Here is a 7,428-nt window from a genome sequence, read left to right on the forward strand (position 1 = left end):
TCCCCGCGGGCCCCGCACTGGATGTGCGGTTCCGGCTAGGGGGTCACTCCCCCGTCGCCTTCGCGATGATCTCCTTCGCGACGTTCGCGGGAACCTCGGCGTAGGAGTCGAACTGCATCGAGTAGTTCGCGCGACCCTGGGTCTTCGACCGCAGGTCGCCGACGTACCCGAACATCTCCGACAGCGGCACCAGCGCCTTGACGACGCGGTTGCCACCGCGCTCCTCCATGGCCTGGATCTGGCCACGGCGGGAGTTCAGGTCACCGATGACGTCGCCCATGTAGTCCTCGGGCGTGATGACCTCGACGGCCATCATCGGCTCCAGCAGGGCCGGGTCGGCCTTGCGCGCGGCCTCCTTGAGCGCCATCGAACCGGCGATCTTGAAGGCCATCTCGGACGAGTCGACCTCGTGGTAGGCGCCGTCCAGCAGGGTCACCTTCACGCCGACCAGCGGGTAGCCGGCGAGCACGCCGTACTGCATGGCGTCCTGGGCGCCCGCGTCGACCGACGGGATGTACTCCCGGGGGATGCGGCCACCGGTGACCTTGTTGTCGAACTCGTACAGCGCACCGTCCGCGGTCTTCTCCAGCGGCTCCAGCGCGATGATGACCCGGGCGAACTGACCCGAACCACCGGTCTGCTTCTTGTGCGTGTACTCGAACTTCTCGACCTTGCGCCGGATGGTCTCCCGGTAGGCGACCTGCGGCTTGCCGACGTTCGCCTCGACCTTGAAGTCCGACTTCATCCGGTTGACGAGCACCTCGAGGTGCAGCTCGCCCATGCCCTTGATGATCGTCTGACCGGTGTCCTCGTCCAGGTTGACCCGGAAGGTCGGGTCCTCCTCGGACAGCTTCTGGATCGCGGTCGAGAGCTTCTCCTGGTCGGCCTTGGACTTCGGCTCGATGGCGACCTCGATGACCGGCTCGGGGAACGTCATCGACTCGAGCACGATCGGGGCGCTCGGGTCGCACAGCGTGTCACCCGTGGTGGTCTCCTTGAGGCCGATGCACGCGTAGATGTGGCCCGCGCGCGCCTCGTCGACCGGGTTCTCCTTGTTGGAGTGCATCTGGAAGAGCTTCCCGATGCGCTCCTTGCGGTCCTTGGTCGCGTTGATGACCTGGGTGCCCGCGGCGACCTTGCCCGAGTAGACCCGGATGTAGGTCAGCTTCCCGAAGAACGGGTGGGTCATGATCTTGAACGCGAGCGCGGAGAACGGCTCGTCGACCGACGGCTTCCTGGAGGCCGGGGTCTCGCCGTCCTGGAGGGTGCCCTCCACCGCCGGCACGTCGAGCGGCGTCGGCAGGTAGTCGATCACCGCGTCGAGCATCGGCTGGACGCCCTTGTTCTTGAACGCCGAGCCGCAGAGGACCGGGTAGCCCTCGCTGTTGACGGTGATCTTCCGGATGCCGGCCTTGATCTCCTCGACGGAGAGGTCCCCCTCCTCGAGGTACTTCTCCATCAGGGCCTCGTCCGTCTCGGCGACGGCCTCGAGCAGCTTCTCCCGGTACTCGGCGGCCTTGTCGGCCAGCTCCGCCGGGATCTCCTCGACGGCGTAGTCCTCGCCCTTCTGCACCTCGCCGCGCCAGGTCAGCGCCCGCATCTCGACCAGGTCGACGACGCCGACGAAGTCCGACTCGGCGCCGATGGGAAGCTGGATGACGATCGGACGGGCGTTGAGCCGCTCCTCGATCGTGCGGACGGTGAAGTAGAAGTCCGCGCCGATCTTGTCCATCTTGTTGACGAAGCAGATCCGCGGCACGTCGTACTTGTCCGCCTGGCGCCAGACCGTCTCGGACTGGGGCTCGACGCCCTCCTTGCCGTCGAACACGGCCACGGCGCCGTCGAGCACGCGCAGGTTGCGCTCCACCTCGACCGTGAAGTCGACGTGCCCCGGCGTGTCGATGATGTTGATCTGGTGGTCGTCCCAGAAGCAGGTGGTCGCGGCGGAGGTGATGGTGATGCCGCGCTTCTGCTCCTCCTCCATCCAGTCCATCGTCGCGGCGCCGTCGTGCACCTCGCCGATCTTGTAGTTGACCCCCGTGTAGAAGAGGATCCGCTCGGTCGTGGTGGTCTTGCCCGCGTCGATGTGGGCCATGATCCCGATGTTGCGGACCTTGGCCAGGTCAGTCAGCACGTCGCGTGCCACGAGTCTTCCCCGTTCTGAGATTGCAGCGGTCGCTGTCCAAACGGCGGAGCCGGCGTGGTCAAGGGGTCACCCCGCTTGGCCGGCGACCGCCACTACTCACCAGCGGTAGTGCGCGAAGGCCTTGTTGGACTCGGCCATCTTGTGCGTGTCCTCGCGGCGCTTGACCGACGCCCCGAGGCCGTTGCTCGCGTCGAGCAGCTCGTTCATGAGGCGCTCGACCATGGTCTTCTCCCGGCGCTGGCGCGAGAACGTGACCAGCCAGCGGAGGGCCAGGGTGGTGGAGCGGGCCGGGCGGACCTCCACCGGCACCTGGTAGGTGGCGCCACCGACGCGGCGGCTGCGCACCTCCAGGGCGGGCTTGACGTTGTCCAGCGCGCGCTTCAGCGTGACGACCGGGTCGGTGCCGGTCTTCTCGCGGCAGCCCTCGAGCGCCTCGTAGACGATCTTCTCGGCGATCGACCGCTTGCCATCCCGCAGCACCTTGTTGATGAGCTGGGTCACCAGCGGAGAGCTGTAGACGGGGTCGGCGATCAGAGGCCGCTTGGGGGCCGGACCCTTGCGGGGCATCAGCTCTTCTCCTTCTTCGCGCCGTAGTGGCTGCGGGCCTGCTTGCGGTTCTTCACGCCCTGGGTGTCCAGCGCACCCCGAATGATCTTGTAGCGCACACCCGGGAGGTCCTTCACACGGCCGCCGCGGACGAGCACGATCGAGTGCTCCTGCAGGTTGTGGCCCTCACCGGGGATGTAGGCGGTGACCTCGACGCCGTTGTTGAAGCGCACACGCGCGACCTTGCGCAGCGCGGAGTTCGGCTTCTTGGGAGTGGTGGTGTAGACGCGCGTGCACACACCCCGCCGCTGCGGGTTCTTCTCGAGCGCCGCGGTCTTCGACTTCGCGGCCTTCGCCTTGCGGCCCTTCCGGACCAGCTGCTGGATCGTGGGCATGGACCGTCTTTCTGTAGCGTTCGCGTGTCGTGCTCAGCGAGCTGTGTACTTGATCCCTCCGTATCCCGAGGTCGGGCGTGTCGCCCTCTTCTCCGGCCCGCGAGGACCTCGAGCACCCCATGGATAGTGGGAGGGAGCTCCGCACTCCCGGCGCGGCGACCACCGCTCACAGGCACGCGGAGTGGCCCGACGCTAGTCGGGCACGAGTAGCAAAGATACCTGCCCCGTCCGCACCCGGTCAAAGCGGGGGTCACCCAGCCCGGTGCCCGTTCGCCGCCTGCTCCCTGGAGGCAAAGCCCCACGTCAGGATACGCGGCGGACAGGGGCGCGTCCGCCCGCCGTCCCCGGGCGGGCGGCGTGGCGCGGGCCATGCCTCGGCCGCCGCGCACCGGTCGGCCGAAAGTGACGAAACCTCGGTACGCGCCGTGACGGGTTGGTAGCGTTCGGCTCTGTCAGCGACACGTCATATACGGGGGGGCGTCGGTGTACGACGAGCTCGAGGCACGCAACGCGGCCTTGCGGGAGCAGATCGAGAGCGGTCTGCGGGAGCTGCGTCGGCGGACCGAGGACATCCAGGCGGCGCGGGAGCGCGTCGCCCAGCTCACCGGCGAGGCCACCTCGCCGGACGGCACGGTCACGGCCAGGGTGGACGCCACCGGCATGCTCACCCAACTGGAACTGACCGACCGCGCGTTCGAGCGGACGACGCCGGGGCGGCTGGCCGGCGTGATCACCGACGTCGTGCGGCAGGCGGCGACCGAGGCGCGGTTCCGCATGCAGGAGGAGTTCCGCCCGCTGACCGAGGGCGCGCTCGACCTCCCCGACGTGGTGCCCGGCGCCCCGTCGCTGCGTGACCTGTACACCGTCGAGCCGCCCCCTGTGGCGTCACCCACCCCGGGGACTGGCCCGACGTCCGCGTCGAGCGCGACGCGACGCGCGGACGGCCGTGCAGGTCACGACGGTCACGACGACCCTGACGACGAGCCCGGCGACATCATGCAGAGGGCCGGCTGGTGAGCACCTGGGACCAGGGACGTCCGCACAACCCCGATGTGAGGACCGTCCCGATGAGCGGCGGAACCTCGTGCGGCGGCGCCCGCGGCGACAACGGACAGGCATCGGACGGCGGCCCTGGCGTGCTCTGGCTCGAACCGTCGGGCGTGCGCTCCGCGGCGGCCAGGATGACCCGCGCCGGCGACGCGATGGAACGCGCGGTCCAGGCGCTGCGGCACGCGCTCGACGCCGAGGGCGAGTGCTGGGGGCACGACGAGTCCGGGGAGAAGTTCGCCAAGGAGTACGTCCCTCTGCGGGACAAGCAGCTCGAGGGCCTTGGCAAGATCGTCGAGGTCCTGCACAAGGTCGGCGAGGGCCTCGGGAAGATGGTCGACGACTTCGAGCGCAGGGACGCCGACAACAGCCGCGCGCTGGGGGGAACGGGCGCGTGACCGCGGGTCACGCGTCGACGAGGGGGAACGACAGCAGTGGGGATCGAGGTCCCGGAGGCGGTCCGGTGGCTCTTACCGATCGTCGTCGGCTCGGACTGGCCGGAAGGTGACGAGACCGCGCTGCGGCGGCTCGGCGAGGCCTGGCAGCGGGCGGCCGAGGCCGTCCGCGAGGTCACCGAGGACGCCGACGGCGCGGCCACCGAGGCGATCCGGCACATCAGCGGGAAGTCGGGCGAGGCCTTCGAGGAGTTCTGGAAGGGCTTCGCCGGCCCCGAGGGGCTCCAGAGACTGGACGAGGCGCTCTCCGCGCTCGGCGAGATGTGCGGCAAGACCGCCACGGAGATCGAGTACACCAAGCTGACGATCATCCTGTCGCTGGTCGTGCTCGCGATCCAGATCGCCGCGATGCTGGCGGCCGCCGCCGCCACGTTCGGCGGCTCGACGGCCGGCATCCCCATCGCGCAGGCCGCCACCCGGGTCGTGGTCCAGAAGGTCTTCGGTCAGCTCCTCACGCGGTTGGCGAGGTGGGCGGGCGAGAGCGTCGCCAAGAAACTGGTCGCCAAGCTGCTGGAGACCCTGATGACCAGGGTCCTGCCCAGCCTGCTGATGGAGGTCGGCTCCTCGCTGGCCATCGACGGGGCTGTCCAGGGAGCGCAGTTCGCCGCCGGCACCCGCAAGGAGTGGGACGGCAAGCTGACCTGGGGCGCGGTGAAGGACGGGGCGATCTCCGGGGCGCTCGGCGGGCTGATGCCCGGCGGCAAGGGCGCGGGCCACGCGCTCGGGGAGGCCGGGGAGCGGTCGGTCGGCGACATCGCCAAGGCCATGGGCAAGGGCGCGGCGCGCGGCGCCGTCGAGGAGGGCGCCCTCGGCGGGGCCAGCGCGGTCGTCTCCGGCCTGACCAGCGAGGAGGGCCTCAAGCTCGACGACGTCCTGAAGGGCATGAGCTCCGGCGCGGTGGGCGGAGCGCTCGGCGGCGCGAAGCACGGCGCCCGCGACGCCAGGGACCACGGCGGGCACGAGGGCGACGGTCCTGACCTCGGCTCCGTCGAGGTCCCGGACTTCGGCGGGAAGGCGCGGCCCTCACCCGACTTCACGGGCGCGGGCCCGTCCACGTCGGGCGACCGCTCCGGCGAGACGGGCACGCGGTCGACGCCGTCGCCGTTCGACGCCGGCGGCGGGTTCACGCGGGGAGGACCGCCCGACAGCTCCTTCACGACGTTCGCCGGCTCGTCCGGCGATCCGGCTGGTTCGTCGGGCCACGCCAGGGAGGAGATCCCCCAGCGACCCCAGCAGCCCGCGACCTCGCAGGTCGCCTCGGCCGCGACGCTGGCGCCCCCTGACCTGCCGTCCGGCCCGCCGGCCTCGCCCCCTCCGCACGCCTCGTCCACCGGCGACGCTCCCGGCCAGCCGGCCGGTCCGTCCACCTCCGGTGGCACGCCGCCAGGCCCCGCACCAGCGGGAACGGGCACGTCGCCCGGGGCTCCCGCCGGTCCTCCGCCCGCCGGCCCCTCGGGGCGCGCTCCGCTGGGCGCGATGCCCGGTGGCCTTGCCCCTGGTGGACCCGGCGCCTTCGCCGGCCACGGCGGCGGGGCACCGCTCGGCGCGTCTCCCGCCGGCGGACCCTCTCCCACCACCGGCGGCACCCACCCCGGCGGCTTCTCCTCGGGCGGCTCCTCACCAGCCGGCCCGTCGCCGTCGTCGCCGTCGTTCCCATCGTCGCCGTCGTCCCCGAGCGCGCCGCACGCCGGAGGGCACGCGCCTGGTCCGTCCACTTCGCACGGTCCACAGGCGACACCTCCGACCGTTCCGCACGGTCCCGCCTCACCCGGGTCGTCCGGTTCACCGGGCTTCGCCGGCTCCGCCGGCGGACCGGTTCATTCCGGCCCATCCGCTCCCCCGGCTCCGCATGGCGGTCCCCTCAACAGCGGCGGCCCGACTCCCTCCGGACCACCCAGCCCACCCGCCCCATCAGGACTCCACGGTGGACCGGTCGGCGGCCACGGCCCGACTCCCGGTGCCACACCACCGTTCGGCGCTCCCCCGACCCCGCACCACAGTGGACCGGCGGTCAGCGGTTCCGCACCGACCACACCGCACACTCCACACGCGACGTCCTCTTCGACCGGACACACGCCACAGGGAACGCCCCACACCGGACCAACACCGTCCACTTCGCACGGTCCACACTCGACTCCGTCGGCCCCGTCGACTTCGGGAGGCCCCGCTCCGCTCGGCCAGCACCCGATGCCGCCGGGGCAGCCGGGCGGCCCCAGCGCACGTCCACCGGTCGACGGCGGCCCCGGCGGCGGAACCCAGGCGCCAAGCGGCCCGGCTCCGCAGCGCCCCGGTCCCCACGGAACGGTCACGGCCGGCGACCCCCACCCTGGCTGGGGCGGTCACCCTCACCAGCAGGGCGTTCCCGCAGGTCCCGGCGTGTTTCCCGGTGGCCCCACGCCGTGGGGTCCGCATCCTGGGCCCGCGTCGTACCGGCCAGGGACCGACCCGTCGACCGCGCCGGCCACCGCCAGCCCGCAGCTCGGCGCCGCGCCTCTCACGCCCCCGCCGACCGGCCCCGCCGCGCCCCGGCAGTGGCACCCGTCCGGCGACCCGACCGGCACACCACCCCCGCCACACGGTGGAGCGGCGCACGGCGGCGGAACGCCGCCTTCGGTCACTCCGCCTTTCGCGGGAGGCCCCACACCCGGGCAGCCACGTCCCGTCGGACCCCCGCCCCAGCCGGTTCCACGGGGGCCGGTGCCACAACCGAGCGCCGGTCCGCTTCCACCCCAGCGCGGCCCCGTGCCGCCCGCGCGCGGTCCTGCGTTCCCCGCTGCCGGCCAGGTACCGCACCAGCCCCTCGTCGGCTCACCGAACAACCAGGTCGCACCACCGACCC

General features: G+C 71.8%; 6 protein-coding genes. 3 read left to right on the plus strand and 3 right to left on the minus strand.

The annotated features are described in order from the left end of the window. Nucleotides 1-43: 43 nt before the first annotated feature. From fusA to rpsL, 3 genes are all read right to left on the minus strand, one after another. Nucleotides 44-2,146, minus strand: a complete 2,103-nt coding sequence (gene fusA / locus LX15_RS19820) for an elongation factor G (RefSeq protein ID WP_253671102.1) — start codon at nucleotides 2,144-2,146, stop codon at nucleotides 44-46. A 96-nt stretch (nucleotides 2,147-2,242) separates the two neighbouring features. Further along, nucleotides 2,243-2,713, minus strand: coding sequence for a 30S ribosomal protein S7 (rpsG, locus tag LX15_RS19825; protein ID WP_253671103.1), 471 nt, complete (start codon nucleotides 2,711-2,713; stop codon nucleotides 2,243-2,245). Next, nucleotides 2,713-3,087 (minus strand): 30S ribosomal protein S12, encoded by a 375-nt coding sequence (rpsL, locus tag LX15_RS19830; RefSeq protein WP_253671104.1) that lies wholly within the window; start codon nucleotides 3,085-3,087, stop codon nucleotides 2,713-2,715. Before rpsL ends, rpsG begins: the two co-directional genes overlap by 1 nt. Nucleotides 3,088-3,570: 483 nt before the next feature. On the opposite strand from rpsL, the gene LX15_RS19835 reads away from it, so the two are divergent. The 3 genes from LX15_RS19835 to LX15_RS19845 form a co-directional block, all read left to right on the plus strand. Then, nucleotides 3,571-4,104 (plus strand): YbaB/EbfC family nucleoid-associated protein, encoded by a 534-nt coding sequence (locus LX15_RS19835; protein WP_253671105.1) that lies wholly within the window; start codon nucleotides 3,571-3,573, stop codon nucleotides 4,102-4,104. Between the two features lie 50 nt (nucleotides 4,105-4,154). Continuing rightward, entirely contained in the window at nucleotides 4,155-4,532 is a 378-nt protein-coding gene (locus LX15_RS19840) for a WXG100 family type VII secretion target (protein WP_253671106.1), read from the plus strand. Nucleotides 4,533-4,568: 36 nt separating this feature from the next. After that, the coding region (locus LX15_RS19845) for a WXG100-like domain-containing protein (protein WP_443729322.1) at nucleotides 4,569-7,428 on the plus strand (2,860 nt) is incomplete at its 3' end.

Origin of the sequence: Streptoalloteichus tenebrarius (assembly GCF_024171885.1) — a bacterium.
GTDB lineage: Bacteria > Actinomycetota > Actinomycetes > Mycobacteriales > Pseudonocardiaceae > Streptoalloteichus > Streptoalloteichus tenebrarius.